The following is a 26,093-nucleotide window of genomic DNA, read 5'->3' as shown; positions in this document are numbered from 1 at the left end:
CCGACCCCAAGCCCTTGGTGTGGACCAAGACCGCAGACGAGATCCTCGACAACCTCACCGCATACTGCCAGCGAATTAACGACTCGGCACACTAGCGCTAGCCGCTCCGGGCGATGGACGCGTACGGCGGTGCGTGCCTAACGTCGGTGGCATGGTTCCCGAATCAGCCCGCCACCTCATCCGCTACAGCGGCCAGGCCGCGTTCACCCCGGAGCTCATCGCCCGCGCGCACGGCACGTCGGTGTTCACCGAGAGCGGCCACGAGCTGCTCGACTTCACCTCCGGCCAGATGAGCGCGATCCTCGGGCACTCCCACCCGGCGATCGTCGCGACGGTGCGCGAGCAGATCGGCCGGCTCGACCACCTGCACAGCGGCATGCTCAGCCGTCCCGTCGTCGATCTCGCCCGCCGGCTCGCGGAGTCCCTGCCCGATCCGCTGGAGAAGGCGCTGCTGCTGACCACCGGGGCCGAGGCCAACGAGGCCGCGGTGCGGATGGCGAAGCTCGTCACGGGCCGGCATGAGATCGTGTCGTTCGCCCGGTCCTGGCACGGGATGACGATGGCCGCCGCGAACGCCACCTACAGCGCCGGGCGCAGGGGTTACGGGCCCGCCGCGCCGGGCAACTTCGCGCTGCCCGTTCCCGACCGCTTCCGTCCCGGCGTCGTCGACGCCGGCGGCGCGCTCGACTGGCGCCGCCAGCTCGACCTGGGCTTCGACCTGATCGACGCCCAGTCGGTCGGCAGCCTGGCCGCGTGCCTGGTCGAGCCGATCCTCAGCTCGGGCGGCGTCATCGAGCCGCCGCCCGGCTACCTCGCCGCGCTGGCGGACAAGTGCCGGGAACGCGGCATGCTGCTGATCCTGGACGAGGCGCAGACGGGGCTGTGCCGTACCGGGGACTGGTATGCCTTTCAGCACGACGGCGTGGTGCCCGACATCCTCACGCTGTCCAAGACGCTCGGCGCAGGGCTGCCGCTGGCGGCCGTGCTGACCAGCGCGGAGATCGAGCGGCGGGCGCACGAGCGGGGGTATCTGTTCTTCACCACCCACGTCAGCGACCCGCTGCCCGCCGCGGTCGGCAACACCGTCCTGGACGTCCTGGAGCGCGACCACCTCGACAAGCGGGCGGGTGAGCTCGGCGCGCTGCTGCGCGGCCGGCTCGACGAGATCGCCGCCCGTCACGACGTGGTCGGGGACGTGCGCGGGCGCGGGTTGCTCCTGGGCGTGGAGCTTGTCGGTGACGAGGTCCTGGGCGCCGGCGGCGCCGACCGGCTGGGCGCGGCCGTCACCCGGCGCTGCTTCGAGCTCGGGCTGCACATGAACATCGTGCAGTTGCCCGGCATGGGCGGCATCTTCAGGATCGCGCCGCCGCTGACCGCGAGCGACGAGGAGATCACCCGCGGCGCCGCCATCCTCGACCAGGCCCTCGCCGACGCCCGCCTATGACGGGCGGCTGATGGACATGCGCATGCGACCGTAGTCGAAGGTGACGGCGTACGGCTTGAAGAACTCGTGGGTGAAGTTCGCGATCATGTCGAAGCCGAACTGCGCCGACTGGCCGGGGCCGGGCAGGCCGGGGAAGACCTTCTCGGCGGCGTTGCCGCGCACGTCGCGCCTGACCGCGCCACCCAGGCCGGCCCGCTCCGCGGTGACCGGGTAGGTCTTGATGCCGAACCGCTCTCTCGGGTTGTCGTAGTCCACGGTGAGGCCGTACTGCTCCGCGATCGCCACCGTGGTGTCCAGGGCGCTGCCGATGCCGCCGGTGTCGATGCTGACCATCCTGGGCGGGTGATCGCCGAGGCTGCCCAGCGAGCACGGGAAGTGGTCCCCCGCCAGCCACAGCGGCAGGCGGGCGATCTCGTCGCGCGGGGCGCCGGGCGTGCGCCGCAGCACCAGGGCCTTGCCCGCGTAGTCCATGGTGGTCAGGAAGTGGTAGAAGATCGTGGTGCCGAACGCGCCCGCCGCCTGCGAGCCGTCGGGCAGGGGCGGCCGTTGCGCGTCGTTCCATTGCACGGGGATATTGCGGATCTCGATGTCCCCGACCCTGAAGGAGTCGAGGACGCCGAAGTGGAGCACGACGGGATGGTTGTCCACGACCCCGCCCTCGACGGTGGCCAGCGCGCGCAGCCCGGCACGCTCCGCCTCCTCCATCGACAGGTCCAGCGTCGCGTAGGTGTCGAGGTAGAACTTCCGCGGCTCGCCGCCGTTGACGCTCGCCTCGACCGAGGGGACGGGATCGAGGGTGTGGAAGGGCACGCGGGTGCTCCGGGCGCCCGAGATCGTCCAGGGCGTGCCCTTGATGGCCGAGTAGACCGTGGCGGACGCCGCGTCACGCGGGCGGCCGGTACGGCGCAGCAGCGGGATCGCGCGGGCCAGGTGGTCCTGGCGGACGAAGCACTCGGCCAGGCGCTGGGTGGAGGCGATGTCGCCCGGAGCCAGCGCGATGGCCCTGCCCAGGTGCGCCTGCGCGGTGCCGAACCGGTTGGACAGCAGCGCGATGTAGCCGATCCGGGCGTGGGCGTGCGCGGCGCGCGGGTCCTCGCGCAACTGGCGGCGGTAGCCGCGTTCGGCGTCGGCGAACCTGCCCTGCTTGAACAGCTGGTCGGGATCCTCGGTTCCGGCCTCGGCCGCGAAGGGCAGCGCCGTACTCGCTCCGGCGGCGGCCAGGGCCTTCAGGAAGGTGCGCCGGCCGGCATGGTGGAGGGTCATGTGTCCTGCCTCGTGTCGTGTGCGGATCGATCAAGGCCACACAACAGAGGCGGCGGTTAAACACGGATAAGCGCGTCCCACCAGGTGAGCACCCGCGTCCCGGACAGCGTCAGCCACTTCGACGGCTCCCCCACCGGCGCGTCCACCTCGAACCACACCCGCCCCGGATACCGCCACGCCTGCCGCCAGGTGCCGTCCGGGCGCCGGGCGGCCCGGATGAGCTCGATCGCCTCCGCCATCCGCGGGTCCGGCTTCGTGCCGTCGAACAGCGCGGCCTCGCGGAAGTACTCGGCCGCGGTGAGCACGGTGTACTGCCACCGGACGGGGTACGCGAACCGCCCCGCCCACGGCCCGACCGGCTCGCCGGTGGACAGGCGGCGGAAGAGGCCGCGCCGCAGCAGGTACTCCTCGCCGGAGCGCCGGGCGGCGCGGGTCTCGTCCGTGCCGCCGGTCGCCACGTCGTAGGCGAGCAGCCCCTTGAGCGAGTTGAGCGTCGAGTGGAACGACGAGCGCGTCGAGCCGTTGACCCACTCGCAGTTCCAGCCGCCGTCGGGCAGCCGGTGCTCAAGGAACCACTCGACGATGCCGGTGACGTCGGCGCCGAGCCACACGCCGTTCCCAGCCGTCCAGGCGTTGATGCAGCAGTCCACCTCGCCGCCCCAGTAGGGCAGACCGTCGTACTCCCACCGGCAGTTCTCGGCGAGCAGTTCGGCGGTACGGCGTTCGCGCAGGACGGCCGGATCCATCCCCCATTCCCGCAACGCGGTGAGCGTCCAGGTCGTCGCCGTCCAGGGCTGCCCGTCTCCCTCCTCGGGTTCCTTCGGGAAGAACGCGCCGCCCGCCCACTGGCCGTCCGGGTCCTGGAGGGCGAGGAGCCGGGCGCCGAAGCCCTCGGCCGCGATCCTCGCCCGCGTCGCCTCCCACACCCGCGGCGGCTCGCCGTCCAGGTCGCGCTCGACCTGCCAGCGCAGCGCCGGATCGGAGTCACGCAGCCATGCGGTCAGATCCATGGAGCCGACCCTATCCGGGCGCGCGCCCAGGTCAGAGGGTGGTGCTGAGGAACATGGGGAACTGGAAGCAGTTCGGCCCGATGAGCCGCTGGACCGAGGAGATCGTGTCGCCGAACTGCCACCACCGGTGGTGCAGGTCGCTGATGCTCTGGCCGGGCAGCACGCAGTAGGCGCGGCCGCCGTTGTTGTCGTGCTGGTAGACGACCCAGGCCGAGTTGCCGGTGACCCGCAGGGAGCTGGCCCGGTCGTCGCTGCCGGTCGGCGAGAGGTTGCCGTTGGTCTCGCTGAAGGTCCAGTTCAGCCCGCCCAGGGACTGGTTCTGGCCGAGGATGAGGGTCCCGACCGATGCCTGCGCGGGCACGGAGCCCGTCAGCGCGGCCACGGTCACCACGGCCGCCAGGATCGCCAGCAGGTGCTTGCGCATGAGATGCCTCCTCTGAGAGTGAATGTCATCAGAGGGGCGTGACATCCCGTTCCACCGTGGAACACCGCCGTCAGTCCCCGTCCTCCGGATACTGGAAGACGTCGTCGAGCGTGACGCCCAGCGCGCGGGCGATCTTGAAGGCCATCTCCAGTGAGGGCGAGTAGCGGCCCTGCTCGATGGCGATGACGGTCTGCCTGGTCACGCCGACGCGCTCGGCCAGGTCAGCCTGCGTCATCTCCCCTTTGGCGAAGCGCAGCGCGCGGATCGAGTTCGTCACCCTGGTGGGTTTGACCATGTTCAGAAACCCCTGCGGTAGGCGATGATCCGGGCGCTCGCCGAGGCGAGGGCCGACAGCACGAACGCCAGGTAGAGGGCGTTGGCGATCCAGAAGTGCGCGGCGCCGGCCAGGGTCAGCGCGAACACGCCGACGACGCCGACGGCCAGCACGTGGTACTCGGCACGCTGGCCGTACCGGCGGATGGAGGCGTCGCGCTCGTCCTTCAGGCCCGCCTCCCTCGGCGCGGCGATCGCGGTGGCGATCGACGCCACGATGTTCGCGAGTACGGCGACGCCGATGGCGGTGAGCAGGGCCGGGACGTAGGTGATCCGGGTGACGTCCGCGCCGGGCAGCTGCCGGAGGACGACGGTGAAGTAGACGACGGGGATCGCGAGCGCGACCGCCGCGTACACCCACACCCGTTTTTCCTCGGTGGACACGACACTCCTCCATGCAAAGAAAAGCCGACATCGCCAAGGTAAAGCACCTTGGACATGGTGTCAAAGATTCTTAACATGAATCAGCTGGGCCACCCGCGTTCGGTGAAGATCTCGATGAGGTGGCGGACCGCGATGCCGGACTCGGTGGGGTAGCGGAAGTGCCGGTCGGGGTTGAGCGTGTAGATGTTGCGGCGGCCGACTCGTTCGCGGGCGAGGTACCCGGCGTCGTGCAGGTCGTTGACGATGCCCTGGACGGTGCGCTCGGTGATGCCGATGGTGGCGGCGATGTCGCGCAGCCGGGCCTCGGGATCGCGGGCGATCTCCAGCAGGACCCGGGCGTGGTGGGTGAGGAAGGTCCAGCCGGGCGGGCTTTCGCCTGGAAGTTCGGGCACGGCGTTCACTCTCTCGTCCCCCGCGTGACGACTGTTATAGGAACATCGTATACTGAAATGTCTTTCCTGTATTGTCATTCACTCATAGAGTAGAGTAACGCCGTTCGAGTGGGCCTTCTGTCCGGGAGATCGCCGAGGTCGTGATGACGCCGCTGTCCTTGATGACCGTCAGCATGCTGCGTGGCACGCTGATCACCGTCACCGGTGAGCTGGACGCCAGCAACGTCGCACAGCTGGCGGACCACGTCGCCGAACGCCACACCGAGCCGGGGCTGCCGCTGGTCCTCGACCTGAGCGGGCTGAGTTTCATGGACAGCACCGGCCTGAGCCTGCTCCTGCATCTGAGAGCCGGCGCCGGCGAGCACGGCGGCAGTCTCCACCTGGCCACCGTACAGCCCCGGCCCGCCCGCATCCTGGAGGTCACCGGCGCCTACCGCCAGTTCAACATCCACCCCACCCTCGAAACCGCGCTCCAGGCCTCCGGCCTGACCTCCGCCGACCCCTCATCGGCCGACATCGCCTGACACGCGGCACGCGCCGGTAGCCGCGGACCACCATCGGCCGGCATCCAGGGACCTCACGCGCTCGTTCGCCCGTGAGGAACCGCGCGTTGCCGGCCTCGCGCGAAATCCTGACGCGGCCGCCGGCGCCCCGTCATCCGCCGACGTGTGGCCGCTGGAGCCCCGTCGCGAGCCGACGTGTGGCCGACGACGCCCCGCCATCCGCCACATGTCTACCGCTGGAGCCCCGTCCGCCGCCGTGTGCCGCTGGAGCCCCGGTCATCCGCGCCGCTGGGAGAGCGGAGCCCGTCATCGGCCGGCATCGGGGGACGTGTGCCTTTTGAGCAGCGGCTCGCCGCGGTCCCACGGCTCAAGCCGTCCCCGCCGCTCCGCGCGCTGTCTGGCCAGGCCGGACAGCGCCTCCAGCACGACGCGGCTGCCGAGCATCGCCGTCACGTCGGCGTGATCGTGGGCGGGGGCGACCTCGACCACCTCGACGCCGACGATCGGCAGCTCGTAGGACAGGCGCCGCACCGCGTCCAGCAGTTCGCGGGAGGTCAGGCCGCCCGGCTCCGGCGTGCCCGTTCCCGGTGCCATGCCCGGATCGACGACGTCGATGTCCACCGACAGGTACACCCCGTCGCACTCGTCCAGCGCGATCTCGGCCGCCTCGCTCAGGCACTCGGCCAGGCCGCGCTCGACGATCTCCGTCATCTCGTACGAGCGCATCCCCTGCTCGGCCATCCAGCGCAACGTCTCCGGCCCCGGCCAGTAGCCGCGCAGCCCGATCTGCAGGAACCGGTCGCCCCTGGCCGCGCCCGACTCGATCAGCCGGCGCATGGGCTGGCCGTGCCCGATGAGCGTGCCGTACGAGCTGTCGCCGGTGTCGGCGTGCGCGTCGAAGTGCAGGACCGACACCCTGCCCCACCCGGCCGCGCGGGCGACGCCGGTGATGTTGGGCAGCGCGATCGAATGGTCGCCGCCGAGCACGAGCGGGACCTTGCCGGCCGCCGCGACCGTGTGCACCGCCCGCTCCAGGGCGGCGTGCGCGGCGTAGGCGTCACCGCTGAGCATCATGACGTCGCCGGCGTCCTTCACCCGCAGGTCCAGCAGGCCGTCCACGCCGAGGGCGAGCGACGGGCGGGCGCCGTCGTGTTCGAGGTAGCAGGCCTGCCGGATGGCGCCGGGGCCGAAGCGGGCGCCCGCGCGGTAGGAGGTGCCTCCGTCGTACGGCGCGCCCAGGATGACCACCTCGGCCTCGTTCCAGGAGGCCGGATCGTCCAGGTCGCAGGCGGGGACGCCGAGGAAGGTGAGATCGGGACCGTACATAGCGCCGAATCGGGTCATGGCCGCATCCTCACAGCGACCGTTCATGATCCGGAACGCCCCGCTTTTCTGCACCACCTCCATACGCTCTATGCAGCTCGATCCAGACCCGGTCCACGACGGCGGGGCGTGGCCCGGCGGGGATCACGAACTGGATCCCGCGTGCGCCCACGTCCTGGAGCACCGGGCGGGAGACCACGTCGTACCCCTGCTCGAAGGCGAGTTCGGGCACCAGCGCCACCGCGCCCCCGGCGCCGACGAAGCCGTGGATCACGCTGTAGTTGTCGGCACGCAGCGCGATGCGGGGACGGAAGCCGAGGGACTGGCAGGTCGCGTACAGGGTCTGGTCGCTCGGGTCGTAGGAGCCGCTGGAGATGATCCACCCCTCGCCAGCCAGCAGCCCGAGATCGACGGGCCCTTCGCCTGCGGCCAGGGCATGGCTTCCGGGCAGGAGCAGCCGGTAGGGGTCGTCCATCAACGTCCGCACCCGCAGATCCGCCCCATAACGCCCCCGCACCCCCGCCCCGGCCTTCGCCCCCGAGCCACCACCCGACCTCACCCCCGAACCGGGCCCAGGCTCCACCCCCGAGCCATGACCGGGATCCGCCCCCGAGCCGAGGCCGGGCTTTTCGGCCGCGACGCGGACGGACTTGGTCGCCGCGACGTCGTAGATCAGGGCGCAGTGCAGTGACCTGGCCCGTAGCCGGGTGAGGAGGTCGAGAGGCTCGGCCTCGGTGAGTTCGATCCGGACGTCGCTGCCCTCGGTGGCGCGCCGCAGCGGGCCGGGCAGCAGCTTGGTCGCCGCCGTGGTGAACGCGCCGACCCGCAGCGTGGACACACCGTGGGCCAGGCGCGCCGCCACGTCCGACTCCACGGTCTCGATCCGCTCCAGCACGACCGCCGCGTGCTCCAGCACCATCGCCCCGATGTCGGTCAGGACGGCGCCCGTGGGACCGCGTTCGACCAGCCGGGCGCCGAGGTGGGCCTCCAATGCGTCGAGGTGGTAGCTGATCGTGGGCTGGCCGTAGTGGAGCCGGCGGGCCGCCCCTGCCAGCGAGCCGCTGACCGCGATCGCCCTCAGCACGTGGAACTGGCGTAGATCCATCATCCATACATGCTATGGAGGGAAGGTGGTCAGCTCGCCGTACGCGGACAGGGTCTTGGCCAGATCGCCCCCCTTGCCGCGCAGCGTGGCGTCCAGGAACGCGGTGGTGACCGCCGAGGTGAGCCGCGGGCCGGCGGCGCGCCCGGCGGAGCCGATCAGCGAGGGCAGCGGCGGCAGGTACAAGGGCGCGTCGGTGAAGGTCAGGTGGGCCGAGCCGGGGACGGTGAGCCGGTAGCTCGCCGCCTTGCTGAGGTCGAGCACCCGGGTGAGGCGGGAGAGGTAGTCCCGCTCCTCCCCCGGCGCGATGTCGTGCGTCAGCGCGAGCACGGGCTGACGGAACGGCCGGGCGACAGGGTCGCGCGGATAGCCGTCCAGCACGATGACCGCGGCGAACCGCGCGTCCTGCCGGGCGGCCTGCAACGCGGCGGCCCCGCCGAGGGAGTGACCGGTCGCCGCGGCCCGTTCCAGGTCGAGGCGCCCGGCCAGCGGACCCTGGATCTCGCCGCTGTGCATCCGGCCGAGCTGCGTGAGCACGAAGCTGAGGTCGCCCGCGCGGACCGCCGTCCATCCGGCCGCCCGCCGCTCGTCCTCCGCGTCGTCACCGGTCGCCACCAGCCGCGTACGTACGGCCCTGCCGTCGTCGAGCACGACCACGGCCGAGTCGTAGGGATGGTCGATCCCCGCCACCACGTACCCGCGGCTGGCCAGGTCTTCGGCCCAGGCCGTGTTCTGGGTGCGCACCCCGCCCAGCCCGGGTGAGAAGAGCACCACGGGGAACCGCTCACTCCCGCCGGCCACCGGAGCCTCCGGCGCCGAACGCGCATGGGCACGCGCCACCTCGTCGAGCATGAACCCGGGCACCCCGAGATAGTCCGCGGAGCCCCCGGCCACGATCCTCGCCTCCTCAGCGGTACGCCCGAGGTAGCGGCTCCGCCGGGCGCCCGTGGCGTCACCGGAGGGGTACCAGAGCTGGACCACGACCGTCCGCTCGTCGCCCGCCTTGGCGGTGGCGGTTTCCTCCCGGTCGGCGTCCGTCCACTGCACCACGGTGGTCCCGACCGCGTACGCCCCCGGCGGCTGGGGAAACACCGGCAGCGGCAGCGCCCACGACGCCCCCGTGCCCGCCACGACCAGGCCGAGCCCGGCCACCGCCCCTGGCAGCGCCGCCCACCATCGCGCCCTGCGCACCGGCCGCCCCGTCCGCCCTCTCATCAGCACGAACACCGTGAAGGCCAGCGCGACTCCCCCGGCGGCGAGCACCGGGATGAGCTGCCAGCGCACGCCGGACACGGCCAGCACCACCGCGCACACCGCGAAGACGGCCCCGGCCGCCATCGCGACCGGCCGCCGCGCGGGAGGCGGGAGCCAGCGGGCCAGCACCAGCGCCAGGGTGGCCAGTACGGCAAGGATCTCCAGGGGAGACAGCCCGAGAATCGTCACCCGCCCATTCTTCGGATCCCCGCCGCGCCCGGCATCAGCTCTACGTCCAGACCTGCTTGCTCCCCTGGTATGACCTCGCACGCCGATGTCCCACCAAGGTCTGATGCCAACTAGTTGGAAAAGTGGGTACTATACGACTAGTTGGCATAGGAGGGCGTATGGCCGGAAAGATGATCGAAGGGCCGGACGGCCGGTACATCGTGGGCACGGTGAAGATCGGGGAGAAGGGGCAGATCGTCATCCCGAAAGACGCGCGGGACCTGCTCGACCTCCAGCCGGGCGACACCCTGCTCGTGCTCGTGGACCGCAAGCAGGGCATCGCGCTGGTCGACAACGAGAGATTCCGCAACTTCGCCGGCGGAGTCCTCGCCGCACAGGAAGCCGCGCAGGAAGAGGAGCCGACGTGATGACCGGCTACCACAACCCCTTCGAAGGGCGGCGCGAGCCGTTGCCGCCCGAGCTGGCGCGGGCCGGGTTCCGGCAGGAGTTCGCCACGTTCGACGGCACGGTCCTCAGCTATGTCCGCGGGCCGGAGGCCGGTGTGCCGCTTCTGCTCGTGCCCGGCCAGATGAGCCTGTGGAGCAGCTACCGCCGCGTCATGCCGGAACTCGCGCGGCGGTTCACGGTCTTCGCCGTCGATGTCCGGGGCCATGGGAACTCCTCCTGGACACCCGGCGACTACTCCTGGGACTCCGCCGGCGGCGACCTTGCCCGCCTGCTGCGCGAGGTCATCGGCCGGCCGGCGATCGTCAGCGGGAACTCCTCCGGCGGCGTCCTGGCTCTGTGGTGCGCGAGCCGTACCCCGGAGGAGGTCGCCGCGATCGTGCTGGAGGACCCGCCGATCTTCTCGGCCGAGATGCCGCGCTTCCGCGACCGCGACCGGTGGGTCTACGGCAGCCTCGCGCACGCCGTCAGCGTGCTCGGCGACCTCGACCGGCGGCGGGTCGCCGGCATCTACCGCCAGGAGATCCCCGTCTCGGAGACCAGGTCCGTCCGGATGCCGGAGCGGCTCGTCGGCCTGTTCGACCGGCTGGTGGCCCGGCATCGGCGGCGGCACCCCGGACGCCCGGCGAGCCTGGGCGTCCGGTGGCTGCCACGGTCGCTGGAGGAGATGGTCCGGGCGGCGTCGATGTTCGATCCCGACTTCGCCCAGGCCTTCCTCGACGGCCGCTTCTACGGCGACTTCTCCCACGAGGCCGCTCTCCGCGCGACGACCTGCCCCGTCCTGCTGCTGCACGCCAACTGGAACCGCTACGAGAACCACGGGCTGGTCGGCGCGATGGACGACGACGACGCGCGGAGGGTACGCGAGCTCGCGCCGCAGACCGTCTACCGGCGGATCGACGCCAGGCACGTGATCCACGGCGACAAGCCGCACGCGTTCACCGCCGCGCTGACCGATTTCGCGGCGAGGCTTCCCAGCAGAAGTGGCTAAACGCCCCGGGCGATCACGGCGGCGGCGACGAGACCCGCGATCGCCAGCACGCTGCTCGTGACGAACGGGTCGGCGAGGGCGGGAGCGGCCGCGAGGCCCACGTACACCGTGACGCCGGTCGAGCACGTCGCCGAGGCGGCCGCCGAACATCAGCAGGCCGCCGCCGGTGATCGTGTATCCGACGACCACCCACGTCAGCCGGCGGGCGTCCGCCTGGAACTCGGCGCCGATGGACGGCAGCGCGATGTTGACCACGGTCACGTCGACCGCGATGAGGAACTGCAGCATGGACAGGCAGCCGAGAACCAGCCACGGCCGCACGGAAGAACGAAGAGGGAATGACACAAGAACGCTCCGGTGCGCGAGAGAGATTCGGGCGACACGAAGCGACGGATCGTTCAGCGGAAAATGAAGGAGGAACGCCCCGCCGCTGGCGAAGCGTCCTGGTCACGGCGGCGGAAGCGCCAGACATGCCGTGCACGCTACCGGGGGTCCCCCGGTACGGCCCGCCCCGCGAGCCCATGCGAAGCTCAGGAGAGCCGTCCCCACGGAGAGGAACTCGCGCATGGACATGCCACTGGCCACCGACCGCCTGCTCATCAGGGACTGGTCGGCCGACGACGCCGAGGCGGCGCTGGCGATCTACGGCTCCGTCGACGTCACCCGGTGGCTCACCCCGGCCATGCACCGCGTCGAGGACGTGGCGGGCATGCGTTCCGTCCTGCAGGCCTGGCAGGAGGCCCAGCCCAACCTGCTCAAGCCGCGCGGCCGGTGGGCGGTCCAGCTCCGTGAGGGGGGCGAGGTCGTGGGCGGGCTGAGCATCCGGCTGCTCCCGCCGTACGAGGAGGACCTGGAGGTGAGCTGGCAGCTGGACCGCAAGGCGTGGGGCCACGGCTACGCCACCGAGGCCGCCCGCGCCCTCATCGCGTGGGCGTTCACCCAGGACGTGGACGAGTTGTTCGCCGTCGCCCGCCCGGCCAACCGGCGCGCCATCGCCACCGCCGAACGCCTGGGCATGCAGTGGGTCGGCGAGACGTCCAAGTACTACGACCTCACCCTGCAGGCCTACCGGATCCGCCAGGGCGACCTGCCCGTGGGCTAGAGCCCGGTCATGGACCTGATGTTGAGGTGGTAGATCCGGTCGCGGGCCTGCGGTGAGAGGCCGAGCGAGCCGATCGCCTTGATCGTCTCCCTGATGTACATGGGCCCGCCTTCCGGGTCGAACGGGCAGTCGGTGGCGAACAGGACGTGCTCGGGACCGAAGAACTCGAGGCCGCACCGCATCCCGATCGCGGAACCGGACAACGCCGTGTCGGCGTAGAAGCGGCGGAAGTACTCCAGCAGCCCCTTGGGCAACGTCTCGTCCAGCACCTCTCCCTCGGTGCGGCTGCCGAGCTGGTCGCTCCACCCCAGTCCGATCCTGCCCTCCAGGTAGGGGATCATCGCGCCCATGTGATGCGTGATGATCTTGAGGGCCGGATGGCGTTCGAACAGGCCGGAGAAGACCAGCCGGGACATGGCGACACTCGTCTCGTACGGCCAGCCCAGCGCCCACCAGATCTCATAGCGGGAGGCGTCCTCGGTGGCGTAGTCGGCGAAGGCGGCCCCGCGGGCCGGGTGCATCCAGATGGGCAGGTCACGCCGGGCCATCTCGTCGAAGACGGGGCGGAACGCCGGATCGTCCAGCGGCCGGCCGCTCACGTTGGTGAACACCTGCACGCCCCGGGCGCCGAGGTCGTCGATGGCGTACGCGAGTTCGGCCATGGCCGCGTCCGGGTTGTTCATCGGCAGGGAGGCGACGAAGGCGGGGAAGCGCTCCGGGTACGCGCGGCACAACTCCAGCATCGACTCGTTGGCCAGCCTGGCCAGCTCGGGCGAGTCGTCCGGCCCGGCGAGCAGTTCGATCGGCGGCGAGGACAGCGTGAGGATCTGCTGGTAGTCGTCGCCGAACTCCTCCATCATCCGCAGCCGCGCCTCGACGTCATGCAGCGCGGTCAGTTCCAGCCAGCGCTTGAGCGCGCCGGGGTCGACGGCGAGTTCGCGCATGCGCTCGAAGTAGGGCGCGGGCAGGATGTGGCTGTAGGCGTCGATCTTCATTGACTTCCTCTCGAGGTTTGCGGAACCCAGCCGGTCAGCCTGCGGTCCACGGCCTGGACCAGCCAGACCGCGCCCAGGGCGACGGCGATGATGACCAGCAGCACGGCCAGCACGCTCGCGCTGTCGAAACGCCCTCCGGCCTCGGTGACGATGTGGCCGAGGCCGACCACGGCGATGAACATCTCTCCGTTGATCATGCCGGTCACGGCTCTGCCGACGCCGAGCCGTACCCCTGCCATGATCATTGGCGTCGCGGCGGGGAGCAGGACCCGCAGCAGGATCTGGCGTTCGCTCGCGCCGTAGGAGCGAGCCATCTCCACCAGGTCGGCGGGCACCGTCTGGATGGCCGACGCGGTGTTGATGATGATGACGAACAACGCGTACATGACCACCACGGCGATGATCGAGGCGCGCCCGTCTCCCAGCAGGGAGAAGAAGATCGGCGCGAAGACCAGCGCGGGGGCGGTGAGCAGGGCGTAGACGTAGACGCCGAGGGCGGCCTCCACCTTGCGGTAGCGGCCCATCGCGACGCCCACGAGCAGTCCGGCGACCAGCGAGATCGCGAAGCCGATCAGCAGGTTGACCAGGCTGTCGGCGACGCTCTGGAAGATCTCGCCGTCCACGGCCATCTCCGCCAGGCGGGCCGCCACGGTGCTCAGCGGCGGGAAGAACGGCACGCCCGACAGCCGGCCGATCAGTTCCCAGGCGACGGCCCCGGCCGCCAGGCTGACGAGGGCGGCGGGAACGCGTGTTCTCATCGTGCCACCCGGTGCTCTTCGTGCATGTCGCGCAGCCGGTCCCAGAGGTAGGCGGTGATCTCGACGTACTCGCCGGAGCGTTCGAGCGCGCCGACGTCACTGGAACGCGGTCGCCGCAGCGGCACCGGCACGATCTCGGCGATCTGTCCCGGGCGGGCGCTCATCAGCACCACCCGGTCGCCGAGCAGCACCGCCTCCTCCATGCTGTGGGTGATGAACACGACGGTCAGCCGGCTCTCCTCCCAGATCGACAGGAGCTCCTCCTGCAGCAGCCGCCTGGTCTGCTCGTCGACGGCGCCGAACGGCTCGTCCATCAACAGCACCCTCGGCTGTACGGCCAGCGCCCGCGCGATGCCCACCCGCTGCTGCATGCCCCCGGACAGCTCGGCCGGACGCTTGGTCTCGAAGCCGGCCAGCCCCACCATGGCGATCAGCGCACGGGCACGCTCCTCGCGCTCGGCCTTGCCGACGCCGCGCAACTCCAGGCCGAAGGCGACGTTGTCCAGCACGGTCGCCCATGGCAGGAGGGCGAAGTTCTGGAAGACCATGCTGCGATCGGGGCCGGGACCCCGCACCGGCGCGCCGTCGACGCGGATCTCGCCGGAGTCCGCGGGGACGAGCCCCGCGACCGCCTTCAGCAGCGTCGTCTTCCCGCAGCCGCTGGGGCCCAGCACGGTCAGGAACTCGTTCTCCGCCACGTCGAGATCGACGTCGCTCAACGCCTGTACCCTGCCGCCGTCCTGGCCGACGAAGCTCTTGCTCAGTCCACGGATCTCTATCATCAGACGCTCCTTCCGGTGAGCTTGCGTTCACCCCAGCGGGCCACGGAGATCAGCAGGAGCGCCTCCGCCAGGATGATCACGATGGTCGCGTAGAGCTGTGGCGCCTTGAGCAGGCCGCGGTACTCGAGCATCAGCCCGCCGAGTGCCGTGGAGACCATGAGCAGCTCGACGAGCACCATCCCGGTGACCGCGCGGCCGATGCCGAGCCGGATACCGGTCATGATCGCCGGCAGCGCGCCGGGCAGGAGGACGCGGGTCCAGATCTGCCGCTCGCTCGCGCCGAAGCTGCGCGCCATCTCGATCAGCGATGGGTCGACCTGCCTGACGCCCGCGCGGCTGTTCACCACCACCATCACGATCGCGAAGATCGCGACGAGGATGACCCGTGCGGCCAGGCCGTACCCCACCGACATCCCGAGCAGGGGGATGATCGCGGCCATCGGCGTGACCAGCAGGATGTTGAGGTAGACGTCGGCGAACCGTTCGAGCGACCGGAAGCGGCCGAGCACGATGCCCAGCGGCACGCCGATGCCGACCGCGACGGCGAAGCCGAGCACGAGCGCCTGGTTGCTGGCGTACAGCGCCTGCCACAGCTCGGCGCCGCCCAGCAGCTTCACGCTCGCCCCGACGGTTTCCGTGAAGGTGGGGATGAGCAGGCCGCCGCGCACCCGGGCGTAGATCTCCCAGCTCACCGCGAAGATCACGAACGTCAGCAGCTGGTACGGCAGCAGCCCCCGCCTGGTCACGCCGCCGCCTTGATGAAGGACAGATCGGCGGCGTCCTTCGCCTTCATCCCCGGCTCGATCACGCCGGCGCGGACGAAGAAGTCGATGGTGACCTGCATGTTGCGCTCCGTCAGGCCGGCCGCGTCGAACAGGCCCGCCTTGACCGAACGCTCGGCGATCTCGGCCACGTCGTCGATCTCCTCCTCCGGCAGGTAGGTCCGCACGAGGTTCACCAGGTGCCGCGGATCGGCGTTGATCTTGGCGTGCTCGCGCACCAGCGCCGAGACGAACAGCTGCGCCACGTCCCTGTGCTCGGCGAGGAACGCGGTGTTGGCGTAGACCGTCTGCGGACGCAGGTCGGGCAGGGTCCTGCCGAAGTCGACGACCTGGGTGAAGGCCGAGTCGCCGGAGCGCTCCAGGGCCACCACGTCGGCCAGTTCCAGCGCCGTGGCGTCGATCTCGCCCGCGACCAGGGCCTGGGCGCGCACGTCCGATCCGCCGATGGTCAGGTACTCCGGCTTGCGGTCCCCGGTGCACTGCGTGCGTACCCACTCCTCGGTCATCGCGGTGGCGACCGCGCCCCGGCTGAAGATCCCGAACGGCTTTCCGTCCAGGTCGTCGCAGGTGACCCGGGACTTTCCGTAGATCGCCCACTGGTTGCCGATCGCGTCGGCGATGATCCGGATGGGCGCCTCCTGCTCGATGGCGCTCAGCGCGGGGCTGGTCGCCTCGGCGGAGATCGCGTACGCGCCCTCGGCCAGGCCGCCGATGGCCAGTTCCGGCTCCGCGAGCTCCACCACCTCGACCTTGTGGCCGGCCTGCCTGACCACGTCGACGGCGGCGAGAATCGGCACGGTGGTGATGTCCGGCTCCGTGACGGCGATCGAGAACGAGAGGGTCCCGTCCGGGTTGGTCTCGGTCCCCCGAACGCCGCACGCGGCCAGTGCGGACATCACCGCCAGCGCCGCGAGCCTCTTCAGATGCATAATGCTCCTTGTCAACGGCTAGGCAAACGTATGCCTAACGGCAGCATAGAGAGAAGGATCGGGCCGCCGTCAAGGGCGTTCTTCGCGGAAGATGTCAGATCTGCCCGCTGACCTCGAATGACACAGGCAAACGTTTTCCTCGCTATGCTGAGTGCCGTGAGCTCATTGGTGGAAGTCGCACGAGCGGCCGGCGTCTCCGTGTCGACAGCGTCACGGGTGCTGACCGGCTCCAGTCACCCGATCTCGGCCAAGACCCGTGCCAAGGTCATCGCGACCGCGGAGAAGCTCGGCTACTCGCCCAGCGCTCTCGCGCGGGCGCTGGTGTCGCGCAGCAGCAGGCTCATCGGCGTCCTCGTCAGCGACATCGTCAACCCCTACTTCTCCGTCATCGCCCGCGGAATCGACGACGTCGCCAGCCGCGCCGGCTACGTCACCATGCTGTCCAACGTCGACCGGCGTACCAGCACGGAGATCAGCAGGCTGCGGACGATGCGCGACTACCGCGCCGCCGGGGTGGTCATCGCCGGTAGCGGCTTCGAGGCCGACCCGCTCGCACCGGACCTGGCCGAGGCCGTACGGCAGGCCAAGGAGCAGGGCATCCAGGCCGTGTCCCTGACCGCCCGCGACCTCGGCTGCCCGGTCATCACCGCCGACAACGAGGGCGCCGCCCGCGACGTCACCGACCACCTCGTCTCGCTCGGCCACCGCCGGATCGCCTTCATCGACGGCCCCCCGGGCATGACCACCAGCAAGCAGCGCCGCGACGGCTTCCTGGCCTGCATGAACGACGCGAACCTGGGCGACGTGGCACGGTGCGTGCCCGGCGGGTTCGACTTCGAGGCCGGCCACCTGGCCGCCATGCGGCTCATCGCCCGCCCGCCGCTGCCCGACGCCATCCTCGCGGCCAACGACGAGGCCGCCGTCGGCGCGCTCAACGCGCTGCGGCAGGCCGGCATCGACGTGCCGGGCGAGATCTCCGTCGCCGGTATCAACGACCTGAGGGTCGCCCGGTTCGTCGGCCTCACCACGGTGAGCCTGCCGCTGTACGAGATGGGCGCCATGGCCGCCCAGCACCTGATCGACGCCCAGCCCGGCGACGCGACGACCACCCTCCTGAGCCACCGCGTCATCCCCCGGCAGACCACCGCCCGGCGGCCGACCGGCTAGGCGTCGGCGTTCCTGCCGGAGGGTCGAGTATCTTGTGCTCGCGCTCGCAGTTCACGGGAGGAACACGGATGTCGTCTGAAGGACGCCGGGTCCGGCTTCAGGATGTCGCCGACCACGCCGGCGTCTCCCTGGCCACCGCCTCGCGCATGCTGAGCGACTCCGACTACAAGGGCAGGGCCGCCCTGCGCGACAAGGTCGTCGCCTCCGCCGCCGAGCTCGGCTACCGGCCGAACCTGCACGCGCGCGCCCTGGCCAGCTCGACCTCGACCAGTGTCGGGCTGGTCGTGCACGACGTGCGGGACGCGTACTTCGCCATGATCGCCGGAGGGGTGATCAAGGCGGCCGAGGCGCACCGGCTGCTGGTGACCATGGTGTGCACGTACCGGGATCCGCAGCAGGAGCTCAACTACGTCAGCCTGCTGAGCACGCAACGCCCCCGCGCGATCATCCTGGCGGGCAGTTCCTTCGCCGACCGGGCCCACACGACCGCGATGACCGCGCAGCTGTCGGCGTACCAGGCCGACGGCGGCGCGGTCGTCTCGGTGACCCGTGGGCGCAGGATCGGTCATCTCGTCGAGGTGGGCAACGTCGAGGCCACCCGCCGGCTCGCGCACCTGCTCGCCGACCTGGGCCATACCTCCTTCGGCGTGATCTCCGGCCCCGCCAAGCTCATCGCGGTGCGCGACCGCATGCACGGTTTCCGGCTCGGCCTGCAGGACCGGGGCATCGAGCTGGCGCCCGACGCGATCGTGCACGCCGACATGTCCCGTGACGGCGGCGCGCGGGCCGCCCGCCGCCTGCTCGACCGCCCCGACCGGCCGACCTGCCTGTGGGGGGTGGCCGACGTGGTGGCGGTGGGCGCGATGGCCTGGGCCAGGAGCAACGGGCTGCGCATCCCCGAGGACGTCTCCGTCGCGGGCTTCGGCGGCACCCCCCTGGCCTCCGACGCCGTGCCGGCCCTGACCACCGTGGAACTCCCGCTCGAGCGCATCGGCAGGACCGCGCTGGACCTCGCGCTGCTGCCCCTGGACGAGCCGCGGCACACCGTGGAGATCGGCGGGACCGTGCTCATGCGCGACAGCACCGCGCCCGCCGTCAGGGCCTCATGACGCCGGTGCCGTGAGCTCCGGGACGTCGATCCAGCGGCGCTCGCGCCACGAGCGCAGCGCGAGCTCGGCGAGCTGGACGCCCTTGGCCCCTTCCAGCAGGTCCCAGGGGAACGCGGCGTCCTCGGCGACGTGGCGCAGGAACATCTCCCACTGCGCGCGGAAGGCGTTGCCGTACTCCTCGTTGTCGGGGACCGGGGACCAGCCGCCGCGGAAGTCGATCGGGTTGGGGATGTCCGGGTTCCACACGGGCATCGGGGTGGTGGCGCGCGACTGGATCCGGCACTCGCGCAGCCCGGCGACGGCGCTGCCCAGCGTGCCGTCGAGCTGCCACTCGCCGATCTCATCACGGTACGGGCGGGTCGCCCACGACGTGGTGAACTGCGCCAGGACGCCCTGGTCGAACTGGAACAGGCCGTAGGCGGCGTCCTCGGCCGTCGCCACGTACGCGTCGCCGTCCTCGTCCCAGCGGTTCGGGATGTGGATCTCGCCGTGGCACAGCACCGACCTGACCGGGCCGACGATGTCGTCGAGGACGTAGCGCCAGTGCGGGTACATGTCCAGGATGAGGCCGCCGCCGTCCTGCCTGCGGTAGTTCCATGAGGGCCTGTTGATCGGCTGCCAGTCGCCTTCGAACACCCAGTAGCCGAAGTTGAGGCGGAAGCTGAGCAGGTCGCCGAAGAATCCGCCGTCGACCAGCCGCTTCAGCTTGCGGATTCCCGGCAGGAACAGCTTGTCCTGCACGACGCCGTGCTTGACACCCGCCGCGTCGGCGAGCCTCACGAGGTCGAGGGCGTCGGCCAGGTCGCCGGCGGTCGGCTTCTCGCAGTAGATGTGCTTGCCCGCCGCGATCGCCTTCCTGACCGCCTCGGCGCGCAGGTTGGTGACCTGGGCGTCGAAGTAGATCGTGTCGTCCGGGTCGCCGAGGGCCGCGTCGAGGTCGGTGGTCCAGCGGTCGATCCCGTACCGGCGGGCGAGCGCCTCGACCTTGGCGGCGTTGCGGCCGACGAGGATCGGGTCGACCGTGAGCGTCCGCCCGTCGGCGAGGGTCAGCCCGCCCTGGTCCCTGATCGCGATGATCGACCGGTCGAGGTGTTGCCGGGTTCCCATGCGCCCGGTGACGCCGTTCATGATGATGCCGACTCGGACCTGATCCATGAGCACTCCTTAGAGTTGAATTGCAAGCGCTTTCTATCTATCGATGCAGCTAGTGTCAAGGCCAGCCTCACTCTTGCGTCTGTTCAATTTTCATGAGAACGTGCAGAAAATTGAAAGCGCTTCCCGATGAAAGGTGCTGGTCTGATGCCATCGACACCCCTCCTCGACCGGGTCGTCCTGGTCACGGGAGCCGGCCGGGGAATAGGAAGATCCATCGCCCTGGCCGCCGCCCGCGACGGCGCGCACGTCGCCGTCGCCTACCACTCGAGCCGGGACGGAGCCCACGAGGTCGCCGAGAAGGTCCGGGCGATGGGCCGCGACGCCGACGTCCGGCCGTGCGACGTGGCGGTGCGCGAGGACGTGTTCGCGCTGGCCGCCTGGGCCGAGGAGCGCTTCGGGCGCGTCGACGGCCTGGTCAACAACGCCGGGATCCTCATGGAGTCCGACTTCCTCGACATCACTCCCGAGCAGTGGGATCTGGTCCTCAGGACAGATCTGTCCGGCATGTTCCACGCGAGCCAGGCCGTACTCCCCGGCATGCTCGAACGCGGCTCCGGCTCCATCGTCAACATCGCCTCCCGGCTCGGCCAGATGGGCTGGGCCGGAGCCGCCCACTACGCCAGCGCGAAGGCGGGGGCGATCGCGCTGGCCAAGTCGATCTCGCGGGAGTTCGGATCGCGCGGCATCAGGGCCAACGCCGTGTCGCCCGGCGTCACCAACACCGCGATGGGACGCACCGTGATGGAGGGAGAAGTCGGGCGCAAGCGCATGGCAGAGCTTCCGCTCGGCCGCTTCGCCGAGCCGGAGGAAGTGGCCGAATGCGTGACCTTCCTGCTGTCCGACGGCGCCCGCCTCATGCTCGGCCAGACGCTCAGCCCCAACAGCGGCGGGCTGATGCCATGAGCGCCAAACTCCTCACCGTCGCGCGGGCCGTGGCCCTGGTGCCGGACGGCGCCGCCCTGTGGATCGGCGGGTCCGGCGCCGGTCACGGCGTGCCGCAGGCGTTCATCGACGAACTCGCCGCGACCTTCACCCGCACCGCCGCCCCCCGCGACCTGACCACGGTCCGCGTCGTCGGCATCGGCGACTTCGCGCAGCACGGCCTGTCCCAGCTCGCGCTGCCCGGCCTGACCCGGCGCACCATCGGCAGCAACATCGGCAACGAACCCGGCCTCGGCGCGATGGTCGCCGAGGGCGCGATCGAGGCGTACTCCTTCCCCCAGGGCGTGCTGTCGGCCCTGTGCCGCGACATCGCCGCCGGCCGTCCCGGTCATCTCACCCATGTGGGCCTGGGCACGTACGTGGACCCGCGCCAGACCGGCGGACGGCAGAACGCGCGCACCACCGAGGACCTGGTCCAGATCGTCGAGCTGGCCGGGCGGGAATGGCTCTTCTACCCCGCGCTGCCCGTCGACGTCGCGGTGATCCGCGCGAGCACCGCCGACGAGGACGGCAACCTCACCTTCGAGCACGAGCCGATCCTCGGCGACTCCCTCGCGCTGGCGATGGCCGCGCACAACAGCGGCGGCGTCGTCATCGCCCAGGTCGCGCACCTGACGACGCGCGGCTCGCTCCCGCCGAACCAGGTGCGCATCCCCGGCGCGCTGGTCGACCACGTCTACGTCGACGCCGAACAGCGGCAGACCTACCGCACCGGCTACTCGCCGTACTTCTCGGGTGAGCTGCGCAGGCCGTACGGCACCGCCGCCCCCACCCCCCTGGACGTGCGCAAGGTGATCGCGCGCCGCGCCCTGCTCGAGTTCCGCCGGGGCGACATCTGCAACCTGGGCTTCGGCATCTCCCAGCAGATCGGCGCGGTGGCCGCCGAGGAAGGCGTGGCGGAACGGCTGACGCTCACCGTCGAGCAGGGCATCTTCGGCGGCGTACCCGCGCACGGCCCGGACGGCGGCGCCGGGGTGAACTACCAGGCGCGCCTGGAACAGCCCTCCATGTTCGACTTCTACGACGGCGGCGGCCTCGATGTGGCGAGCCTCTCCTTCGCCCAGGTCGACCGGCACGGCAACGTCAACGTGCACGCCTTCGACGACCGGATGCGCGGCCCCGGCGGCTTCGTCAACATCAGCGCGCGGACCGGGCGGCTCTGCTTCGTCGGCACGTTCACGACGGGCGGCCTGCGCGTCGAGCTGTCCGGCGGCCTGCCCCGCGTCGAACGTGAAGGCGCCCGGCGCAAGTTCGTCGACGACGTCGGGGAGATCAGCTTCAACGGCCCCATGGCGCTGGGCAAAGGGCAGAGCGTCCGCTACATCACCGAACGCGCCGTCTTCGCCCTGACCGCCGATGGCCTGGAGCTGATCGAGGTCGCCGACGGGATGGACGTGGAGACGGACGTGTTCGCCCACATGGACTTCCGCCCGAAGGTCAGCGAGCGCCTGCGCCCCATGGACGCCCGCCTGTTCCGCGCCGCCCGCATGGGGCTCACCTTCGGAGAAGAGGACTGACATGGCGACGCTGGTCAACGTGACGCGCGGAACCTGCGCGGAGATCGAGCTGGACAACCCGCCGATGAACGTGGTCTCCCGCGAGCTGACCGGGCAGCTCCGGGCGGCGCTGCGCGCGGTCGGCGACGACGAGGACACCCGGGTCGTGATCCTGCACGGCGCGGGGACGCGGGCCTTCTGCGCGGGCTCGGACATCGCCGAGTTCGACGAGCTGCACGAGCACGTCGCCGAGCGCAAACTGCTGCTGGAGAAGCTCGTCTACCGGCAGCTCGCCAGGCTCCGGGTGCCGTCCATCGCGGCCGTCGAGGGGTACGCGCTCGGCGGCGGCCTCGAACTCGCGCTCTGCTGCGACCTGCGGATCGCGGGCGACCAGGCCAGGCTCGGCCTGCCGGAGCTCAAGCTGGGCGTCCTGCCGGGCAGCGGCGGCACCCAGCGGCTGCCGCGCATCGTCGGGCCGGCCCGCGCCAAGGAGATCATCCTCCTGGGCGAGCCGCTCGACGCCGCCACCGCGCTCTCGATCGGCCTGGTCAACCGCGTGGTCCGGGCGGGCACGGCGCTGGCCGCCGCCCGGGAGATGGCCGCGACGATCGCCGCGCGCGGGCCGCTGGCCGTACAGGCCGCGAAATCATTGATCGACCAGGCCGCGGAGCGGCCGCTGGACGACGGGCTCGCGCTGGAGCTCGACGCGTCGGAACAGATCTTCTCCACCCAGGACGCACGCGAAGGCGCCCGCGCCTTCCTGGCCAAGCGTCCGCCGGCCTTCAGGAGGTCGTGATGCGCACAGTCGCCCTGTTCGGCAACCCGCTGCGGCGTACCCACTCGGCCGTCATGCACAACGCCGCCTTCGCGGCGTTCGGCATCGACGCCCGCTACGAGCTGCGGGAGGTGCGCGAGTCCGACCTGGCCGAGCAGGTACGGCAGGCCAGGGACGAGCGCTGGCTCGGCTTCCAGATCACCGCGCCGCACAAACAGGCGATCATGCCGTTCCTCGACGAGATCGAGCCCGACGCCCTGCGGATCGGCGCGGTCAACAGCGTGGAAGCCGCCGCCGACGGGCGCCTGGTCGGCTTCAACACCGACGTGAGCGGCTTCACGACCGCGCTGCGCGAGCACGTGGGCACGGACCTGAGCGGCGCCGAGGTCGTCGTGGCGGGCTCGGGCGGCGTCAGCCACGCCGTGTCGTACGGCCTGGCCAAGGACGGAGCCGGCCACCTCACCGTCCTCGACCTCGACGCCGCGGACGCGCGCCGGCTCGCGGCCAGGTTCGGCGATCTGGCGGCGATCGAGCCGATGGCCTTCGCCGATCCGCGCGTACGGGATCGCCTGTCCGGGGCGGACCTGTTCGTCAACGCCACGTCGGTCGGCATGCTCACCCCGGGCCCCGTGGTGGACGTCGGCCTGCTCTCGCCGCGCGCGGCCGTGTTCGACGTGGTCTACCTCCCGCGGCTGACCGAACTCGTGCGGCAGGCCCGCGCGCGGGGCATGCGCGCGGCAGGGGGCGCCGGCATGCTGGTGGCCCAGGCTGCCGCGGCCTTCACCCGCTGGACGGGCGCGGGTGACGCCACCGCGGTCATGCGGGCGGCCGTCGAACCACTGCTGCACCGCGACGACCTCACCCCCTGAGCCGCGTTACGGCCGGCGTACCCGGTAGAGCAGGTGGAGCACGCGGTCGCCCTGGATGACGACATGCGGGTCTTCGAGCAGGTGCTGGGCGTCGACCGAGCCGAAGTAGCGTTTGCCCGAGCCGAACACCACCGGCACCACGTCCATCGCCACCTCGTCCACCAGCCCGAGGGCGAGCGCCTGGCCGCCCACGTCGCCGGCCGCGACGGCGACCGTCCGCTCCTCCCCCGCCAGTTCCTTGGCCTTGGCGAGCGCCTCGGCCACGGCGCCGGCGAAATGGTAGGAGGCCTCGGGGTGCCAGCCGTCCGGTTTGGGCCGGTGGGAGACCACGACGACGTGCTCACCGGCCGGCGGCCTGCCCTCCCAGCCGTTGGTCATGTCGAACAGGTGCCGCCCGATCACCATCGACCCGATGCCGTCCCACATCGGCCGCACGTACGCGGCCGAGACCCGCGACGCCTTCAGCCCGCTGCCCTCGGCGAGTTCGGTGTCGCCGTTGGTGTACCAGTCGAACAGCGGCCCGATCTGGTCGTCGGCGTCGGCGATGAAGCCGTCCACCGACACGACGTTGTGCATGACCACTCTGCCCATCGGACCTCCCCGGTACCGCGACCATTGTGGGCGCGCCCGCCCGCGCCCGCAATCACCCGGCGGGCAGCCGGTCGGTCCATTCGGCGTCGATCGTCACCCCGCCCTCGGTCGAGGCGACCCCTCCGAGGAGGGGAACCCAGACCGGCGTGTTGCGCACCCTGGCCGTCTCAGGATCCACGACCACGATCTGGCGGCCGGACGCGAGCGGAATCTCCAGCCTCCGCCCGCCGTCGCCCTCGCCGAGGTCGGTGACGTCCGGCAGCGCGGCCAGCGCCCGGTACGCGGCGGCGCGCACCGGGGACGAGACGGGAGCCTCGCTGATCAGCGAGACCAGCGCCTCGGCGGTGAAGCCGCCCAGCTCGGCGGGGCCCGGCGTGCCCGCGCTCGTGCGGATGCCGGCGCGTCCCACCTCGTCCCGGAGCCGGCCGGTCAGCGCCGTCTCCTCCTCCGGCAGGCCGCGCAGTTGCTCGAAGGTCATGCTCAGCGGCCCGATCCGGAACGGCTGCGGCTCGCCCGGCCATTTGAGGAGCTCGCCCTCCCCCTTCAGTCCCTCGCCCTTGAGCCAGAACTGCCCGTCGCGCCGGTACCAGTACTCCTGTGGCGGCCCGGCGGGCTTCGTGACGGTCACGTGCCAGTACGTCCCGGAGCCCTCGGGCGTGCGCTCGGCGGCGGTGGCCGCCACGAGCAGGACCTCGCGCGCCGAGGACGGCTCGGACGGCACGATCACGAACGCGGCCGCCGCGGCCACGGCGGCGACCGCCGGGAGCAGCACCCAGCGCGCCCGCCGCCCGCGTGGCCCGCGGCGCATGCGGGAGGTCACCTGCAGGCGCCGCCTGGCGACCACCTCCGGGGACGGGCCGGGCTTGGCGAGCACCGTCCGGATCACGTCGAGATCATCCATGGTCGTCCTCCGCCATCGCTTGGTGGATCTTCTTTCTGGCACGGTTGAGCCGGGACCCGACGGTCCCGTAGGAGATGCCGAGGGCGTCGGCCACCTCCTGGTGGGTGAGCTGGGCCAGGTAGTTCAGCGTCACCACGTCGCGTTCGCCCTGGTTGAGCGTGGCCAGGGCCCTGGCCACGCGCGGCCCCATGCGCTGCGCCGTGACCGCGTCGACCACGCGGTCCTCGTGGCTGCCCGCCGCAGGCTCCTCGCCGGTGCGGGCCAGGGCCCGGTAATGGCGCGCCTCCTTACGGCGGTGGCGGGCGATCAGGTTGGTGGCGATGCCGAACAGCCACGGCCGCAGCCCGCCGCGCGCCGGGTCGAAACGTTTTCGGTCACGAAAGGCCAGGCAGAACGTCTCCGCCGCGAGATCCTCGCCGATCTGGACGTCCAGACGCCCGGCCACATAGAGGTACACCTCGCGGAAGTAGCGGTCGTAGACGGCCGTGAACTCCTCCGCGTCCTGCCGGAAGCGGCCGACGAGTTCGTCGTCGTCCACCCTTCCGGGCGACTCGGTCCTCACACTCTCCCCTTCCCGCCAACGGTTCTTCCTCCTTCCTTCGCCGCAACCGGGCAGAGCTTTCCCGGCTTTCGCCGACGTATCTGGTATAGACCGGATACGGTGGCCCGTGGAATTCGGCGAAG

30 protein-coding genes are annotated in these 26,093 nt (G+C 71.2%); 12 read left to right on the top strand and 18 right to left on the bottom strand.

All coding sequences use genetic code 11. The features are described 5' to 3' along the window. The first annotated feature begins 151 nt into the window (after positions 1-151). On the top strand, positions 152-1,444 hold the full coding sequence (locus ACIBHY_RS26665; RefSeq protein WP_397308015.1) for an aspartate aminotransferase family protein: 1,293 nt from the start codon (positions 152-154) through the stop codon (positions 1,442-1,444). Here the strand turns inward: ACIBHY_RS26665 and ACIBHY_RS26660 are convergent. The 6 genes from ACIBHY_RS26660 to ACIBHY_RS26635 form a co-directional block, all read right to left on the bottom strand. Further along, complete coding sequence (locus ACIBHY_RS26660) at positions 1,439-2,707, bottom strand: aspartyl protease family protein (protein ID WP_397308014.1); 1,269 nt, start codon at positions 2,705-2,707, stop codon at positions 1,439-1,441. The two genes, ACIBHY_RS26665 and ACIBHY_RS26660, sit on opposite strands and share 6 nt — an antisense overlap. Positions 2,708-2,763: 56 nt before the next feature. Then, a complete protein-coding gene (locus ACIBHY_RS26655) occupies positions 2,764-3,717 on the bottom strand; it encodes a squalene cyclase (protein WP_397308013.1) in 954 nt (317 codons plus the stop codon). 31 nt (positions 3,718-3,748) lie between these two features. Continuing rightward, complete coding sequence (locus ACIBHY_RS26650; protein ID WP_397250762.1) at positions 3,749-4,141, bottom strand: beta/gamma crystallin-related protein; 393 nt, start codon at positions 4,139-4,141, stop codon at positions 3,749-3,751. Positions 4,142-4,211: 70 nt separating this feature from the next. Next, the gene (locus ACIBHY_RS26645; RefSeq protein WP_397250764.1) at positions 4,212-4,436 is read right to left on the bottom strand and encodes a helix-turn-helix transcriptional regulator; all 225 of its coding nucleotides are present in this window, start codon (positions 4,434-4,436) and stop codon (positions 4,212-4,214) included. A 2-nt stretch (positions 4,437-4,438) separates the two neighbouring features. Further along, positions 4,439-4,858 (bottom strand): hypothetical protein, encoded by a 420-nt coding sequence (locus ACIBHY_RS26640; RefSeq protein WP_397250766.1) that lies wholly within the window; start codon positions 4,856-4,858, stop codon positions 4,439-4,441. Positions 4,859-4,938: 80 nt separating this feature from the next. Beyond that, positions 4,939-5,250, bottom strand: a complete 312-nt coding sequence (locus ACIBHY_RS26635) for a helix-turn-helix transcriptional regulator (protein WP_397250768.1) — start codon at positions 5,248-5,250, stop codon at positions 4,939-4,941. A 143-nt stretch (positions 5,251-5,393) separates the two neighbouring features. Between ACIBHY_RS26635 and ACIBHY_RS26630 the strand changes: the two genes are divergently transcribed. Further along, positions 5,394-5,774 carry an STAS domain-containing protein gene (locus tag ACIBHY_RS26630; protein ID WP_397308012.1) on the top strand — a complete coding sequence of 127 codons (381 nt, stop codon included), beginning with the start codon at positions 5,394-5,396 and terminating at the stop codon, positions 5,772-5,774. A gap of 285 nt (positions 5,775-6,059) precedes the next feature. On the opposite strand, the gene speB is transcribed toward ACIBHY_RS26630, so the two are convergent. From speB to ACIBHY_RS26615, 3 genes are read right to left on the bottom strand one after another with little or no spacing between them, the layout of a single operon-like run. Next, complete coding sequence (speB, locus tag ACIBHY_RS26625; RefSeq protein ID WP_397250772.1) at positions 6,060-7,097, bottom strand: agmatinase; 1,038 nt, start codon at positions 7,095-7,097, stop codon at positions 6,060-6,062. Positions 7,098-7,107: 10 nt separating this feature from the next. Further along, a complete protein-coding gene (locus ACIBHY_RS26620) occupies positions 7,108-8,184 on the bottom strand; it encodes a LysR family transcriptional regulator (RefSeq protein ID WP_397308011.1) in 1,077 nt (358 codons plus the stop codon). Positions 8,185-8,193: 9 nt separating this feature from the next. Beyond that, positions 8,194-9,621 (bottom strand): hypothetical protein, encoded by a 1,428-nt coding sequence (locus ACIBHY_RS26615; protein ID WP_397308010.1) that lies wholly within the window; start codon positions 9,619-9,621, stop codon positions 8,194-8,196. A gap of 158 nt (positions 9,622-9,779) precedes the next feature. On the opposite strand from ACIBHY_RS26615, the gene ACIBHY_RS26610 reads away from it, so the two are divergent. The 4 genes from ACIBHY_RS26610 (at position 9,780) to ACIBHY_RS26595 (ending at position 12,158) form a co-directional block, all read left to right on the top strand. Next, the gene (locus tag ACIBHY_RS26610; protein WP_397250778.1) at positions 9,780-10,028 is read left to right on the top strand and encodes an AbrB/MazE/SpoVT family DNA-binding domain-containing protein; all 249 of its coding nucleotides are present in this window, start codon (positions 9,780-9,782) and stop codon (positions 10,026-10,028) included. Next, a complete protein-coding gene (locus ACIBHY_RS26605) occupies positions 10,028-11,056 on the top strand; it encodes an alpha/beta fold hydrolase (protein WP_397308018.1) in 1,029 nt (342 codons plus the stop codon). Before ACIBHY_RS26610 ends, ACIBHY_RS26605 begins: the two co-directional genes overlap by 1 nt. A gap of 108 nt (positions 11,057-11,164) precedes the next feature. Continuing rightward, positions 11,165-11,398 (top strand): hypothetical protein, encoded by a 234-nt coding sequence (locus tag ACIBHY_RS26600; RefSeq protein ID WP_397308009.1) that lies wholly within the window; start codon positions 11,165-11,167, stop codon positions 11,396-11,398. 223 nt (positions 11,399-11,621) lie between these two features. Then, complete coding sequence (locus ACIBHY_RS26595; protein WP_397250780.1) at positions 11,622-12,158, top strand: GNAT family N-acetyltransferase; 537 nt, start codon at positions 11,622-11,624, stop codon at positions 12,156-12,158. Here the strand turns inward: ACIBHY_RS26595 and ACIBHY_RS26590 are convergent. From ACIBHY_RS26590 to ACIBHY_RS26570, 5 genes are read right to left on the bottom strand one after another with little or no spacing between them, the layout of a single operon-like run. Next, entirely contained in the window at positions 12,155-13,153 is a 999-nt protein-coding gene (locus ACIBHY_RS26590) for an amidohydrolase family protein (RefSeq protein WP_397308008.1), read from the bottom strand. The genes ACIBHY_RS26595 and ACIBHY_RS26590 overlap by 4 nt on opposite strands. Then, positions 13,150-13,911: an ABC transporter permease gene (locus tag ACIBHY_RS26585; protein ID WP_397250784.1), complete on the bottom strand. Its 762-nt coding sequence runs from the start codon at positions 13,909-13,911 to the stop codon at positions 13,150-13,152. The genes ACIBHY_RS26590 and ACIBHY_RS26585 overlap by 4 nt, the downstream gene beginning before the upstream one ends. After that, complete coding sequence (locus ACIBHY_RS26580) at positions 13,908-14,693, bottom strand: ABC transporter ATP-binding protein (RefSeq protein ID WP_397250786.1); 786 nt, start codon at positions 14,691-14,693, stop codon at positions 13,908-13,910. The genes ACIBHY_RS26585 and ACIBHY_RS26580 overlap by 4 nt, the downstream gene beginning before the upstream one ends. Continuing rightward, the gene (locus ACIBHY_RS26575) at positions 14,693-15,439 is read right to left on the bottom strand and encodes an ABC transporter permease (protein WP_397250788.1); all 747 of its coding nucleotides are present in this window, start codon (positions 15,437-15,439) and stop codon (positions 14,693-14,695) included. The genes ACIBHY_RS26580 and ACIBHY_RS26575 overlap by 1 nt, the downstream gene beginning before the upstream one ends. Further along, complete coding sequence (locus ACIBHY_RS26570; RefSeq protein WP_397250790.1) at positions 15,436-16,404, bottom strand: ABC transporter substrate-binding protein; 969 nt, start codon at positions 16,402-16,404, stop codon at positions 15,436-15,438. The genes ACIBHY_RS26575 and ACIBHY_RS26570 overlap by 4 nt, the downstream gene beginning before the upstream one ends. Positions 16,405-16,560: 156 nt before the next feature. Here ACIBHY_RS26570 and ACIBHY_RS26565 point away from each other — a divergent pair, with 156 nt between their 5' ends. Then, the gene (locus ACIBHY_RS26565; RefSeq protein WP_397308007.1) at positions 16,561-17,571 is read left to right on the top strand and encodes a LacI family DNA-binding transcriptional regulator; all 1,011 of its coding nucleotides are present in this window, start codon (positions 16,561-16,563) and stop codon (positions 17,569-17,571) included. A gap of 68 nt (positions 17,572-17,639) precedes the next feature. Further along, positions 17,640-18,680: a LacI family DNA-binding transcriptional regulator gene (locus ACIBHY_RS26560; protein ID WP_397308006.1), complete on the top strand. Its 1,041-nt coding sequence runs from the start codon at positions 17,640-17,642 to the stop codon at positions 18,678-18,680. On the opposite strand, the gene ACIBHY_RS26555 is transcribed toward ACIBHY_RS26560, so the two are convergent. Then, positions 18,675-19,835 (bottom strand): Gfo/Idh/MocA family protein, encoded by a 1,161-nt coding sequence (locus tag ACIBHY_RS26555; protein ID WP_397250796.1) that lies wholly within the window; start codon positions 19,833-19,835, stop codon positions 18,675-18,677. The genes ACIBHY_RS26560 and ACIBHY_RS26555 overlap by 6 nt on opposite strands. Before the next feature lie 144 nt (positions 19,836-19,979). On the opposite strand from ACIBHY_RS26555, the gene ACIBHY_RS26550 reads away from it, so the two are divergent. The 4 genes from ACIBHY_RS26550 to ACIBHY_RS26535 are packed head-to-tail and all read left to right on the top strand — an operon-like array spanning position 19,980 to position 23,917. Further along, the gene (locus tag ACIBHY_RS26550; protein ID WP_397250798.1) at positions 19,980-20,738 is read left to right on the top strand and encodes an SDR family NAD(P)-dependent oxidoreductase; all 759 of its coding nucleotides are present in this window, start codon (positions 19,980-19,982) and stop codon (positions 20,736-20,738) included. Then, a complete protein-coding gene (locus ACIBHY_RS26545; protein WP_397308005.1) occupies positions 20,735-22,294 on the top strand; it encodes an acyl CoA:acetate/3-ketoacid CoA transferase in 1,560 nt (519 codons plus the stop codon). The genes ACIBHY_RS26550 and ACIBHY_RS26545 overlap by 4 nt, the downstream gene beginning before the upstream one ends. A 1-nt stretch (position 22,295) precedes the next feature. After that, the gene (locus ACIBHY_RS26540; RefSeq protein ID WP_397308004.1) at positions 22,296-23,069 is read left to right on the top strand and encodes an enoyl-CoA hydratase/isomerase family protein; all 774 of its coding nucleotides are present in this window, start codon (positions 22,296-22,298) and stop codon (positions 23,067-23,069) included. Further along, the gene (locus ACIBHY_RS26535) at positions 23,069-23,917 is read left to right on the top strand and encodes a shikimate dehydrogenase family protein (protein ID WP_397250804.1); all 849 of its coding nucleotides are present in this window, start codon (positions 23,069-23,071) and stop codon (positions 23,915-23,917) included. The genes ACIBHY_RS26540 and ACIBHY_RS26535 overlap by 1 nt, the downstream gene beginning before the upstream one ends. A gap of 6 nt (positions 23,918-23,923) precedes the next feature. Here ACIBHY_RS26535 and ACIBHY_RS26530 read toward each other — a convergent pair whose 3' ends face one another. From ACIBHY_RS26530 to ACIBHY_RS26520, 3 genes are read right to left on the bottom strand one after another with little or no spacing between them, the layout of a single operon-like run. Next, a complete protein-coding gene (locus ACIBHY_RS26530; RefSeq protein ID WP_397308003.1) occupies positions 23,924-24,508 on the bottom strand; it encodes a dihydrofolate reductase family protein in 585 nt (194 codons plus the stop codon). 52 nt (positions 24,509-24,560) lie between these two features. Further along, on the bottom strand, positions 24,561-25,409 hold the full coding sequence (locus ACIBHY_RS26525) for a hypothetical protein (RefSeq protein WP_397250808.1): 849 nt from the start codon (positions 25,407-25,409) through the stop codon (positions 24,561-24,563). After that, on the bottom strand, positions 25,402-25,971 hold the full coding sequence (locus tag ACIBHY_RS26520) for an RNA polymerase sigma factor (RefSeq protein WP_397308002.1): 570 nt from the start codon (positions 25,969-25,971) through the stop codon (positions 25,402-25,404). The genes ACIBHY_RS26525 and ACIBHY_RS26520 overlap by 8 nt, the downstream gene beginning before the upstream one ends. Positions 25,972-26,093: the final 122 nt, after the last annotated feature.

It is taken from the genome of Nonomuraea sp. NPDC050547, assembly GCF_044457345.1.
In the GTDB taxonomy this organism is placed as follows: domain Bacteria; phylum Actinomycetota; class Actinomycetes; order Streptosporangiales; family Streptosporangiaceae; genus Nonomuraea.
The sequence above is the reverse complement of the archived record's forward strand: the minus strand, read 5'-3'. Positions and strand labels throughout refer to the sequence as shown.